The organism is Brachybacterium sp. AOP3-A1-3, from assembly GCF_052378285.1.
Taxonomy (GTDB): Bacteria; Actinomycetota; Actinomycetes; order Actinomycetales; family Dermabacteraceae; genus Brachybacterium.
In genome coordinates this window covers 1-1,344 of record NZ_JBQSXM010000056.1, presented here as the reverse complement: position 1 = coordinate 1,344, position 1,344 = coordinate 1, and the positions used below count along the sequence as shown (strand labels likewise).

Genomic DNA, 1,344 nt, shown 5'->3' with positions numbered 1-1,344 from the left:
TGTCAAGCCCCGGTTTTGGTGGAGGGTCGGTTATCTGGCGTTGAGGGTCTCGGGGAGCGGTTCGGGAACGGTCGTGGAGGAGGCGTCGCGGAAGGCCTGCGGTGTGAGACCGCCGAGCGAGAGATGGGGCCGGAAGGTGTTGAACCAGTGGACCCATTCCGCGGTCGCGATCTCGACGTCGTCGATGCCCTTCCAAGGACCGAGGTTCCGGATGACCTCGGCTTTGAACAGCGAGTTCAGGGCCTCGGCCAGCGCATTGTCATAGGAATCGCCGCGTGAGCCGACCGAGGCGACCGCTTCTTGCTCGGCCAGGACCTGCCCGTAGCGGATCGCCCGATACTGGACTCCTCGGTCGGAGTGATGCACGAGCCCACTGAGGTCTGCCCCCTCGCGTCTGCGCAGGTAGATCGCCATGTTCAAGGCATCTAGAGCGAGCTCGGTATGTAGCGAGCGAGACGCTCGCCAGCCCACGATCTCCCGGTTGAACACGTCGATCACGAACGCGACGTAGACCCATCCGGAGAACGTGTGGACGTAGGTGATGTCCGCGACCCACAGCTGGTTCGGCGCGAACGCGCTGAAATGGCGGTCCACCAGATCTGCCGGGCAATCCTCCCTCGGCGCGGATCTCGTCGTGTTCGGTGCCTTCTTCCGGCGGATCCCGTGGAGACCGAGGTCGCGCATCAGGCGCTCGGTCGTGCAGCGCGCGACGTGCCCGCGCCCGAGGCGATCTTCTTCACGGTTGAGCACGATGTGCATCTTCCTCGCGCCGAACACGCGGAGGTTGTCGTGGTGAACCTGCGCGATCTCCTCCTTGAGGACCTCGTCCCGGCGTGCCCGGGCAGACGGCTCGCGCTGCTGGCGAGCGTAGTAGGTGCTCGGAGCGATCTGGACGCCTGCTTCTCGCAGGGTCGTGCAGATCGGCTCGACTCCGAACTCTTCCTTGTGCTCGTCGATGAACGAGCAGGTCACCTGGAGGGGCGGTCGAGCTCCGCCGCGAAGAAAGCCGACGCAGACCTCAAGATCGCGTTCGCGCGCCGAAGCTCGCGCACTTCCTTCTCGAGCTCGACGAGCTTCTGCGCATCGTCGGTGGTGGTGCCCGGGCGGGAGCCGGCATCGATCTGGGACTGACGGACCCAGCCGCGCAGGGTCTCGGGGTTCACGCCGAGCTGGTCACCGACCCGGCGAAACACTCCCCGCTGGGAGCCGGGATCCTCCTCGAGGAGGTCCAAGACCATCCGGATCGCTCGCTCTCGGAGCTCGTCGGGATACTTACGTGGTGCGGCCATGAGGGTGAAGTCCTTTCCGTGGCTTCAGTCCCTCCATCATCCCCGGGGTGAATCA

At 65.3% G+C, this 1,344-nt stretch carries 1 protein-coding gene and 1 other annotated feature; the gene reads right to left on the bottom strand.

The features are described from left to right. Nucleotides 1–30 precede the first annotated feature (30 nt). Nucleotides 31–1,289, bottom strand: a protein-coding gene (locus tag ACT3T5_RS19550; protein WP_443337303.1) for an IS3 family transposase whose coding sequence is annotated in 2 segments (ribosomal slippage) — nt 31–1,007 and nt 1,007–1,289 — 1,260 coding nt in all. Because the reading frame shifts where the segments join, the coding sequence is not laid out codon by codon here. Beyond that, nucleotides 880–1,008, bottom strand: a sequence feature (AL1L pseudoknot). Its footprint overlaps the gene before it by 129 nt. Nucleotides 1,290–1,344 lie beyond the last annotated feature (55 nt).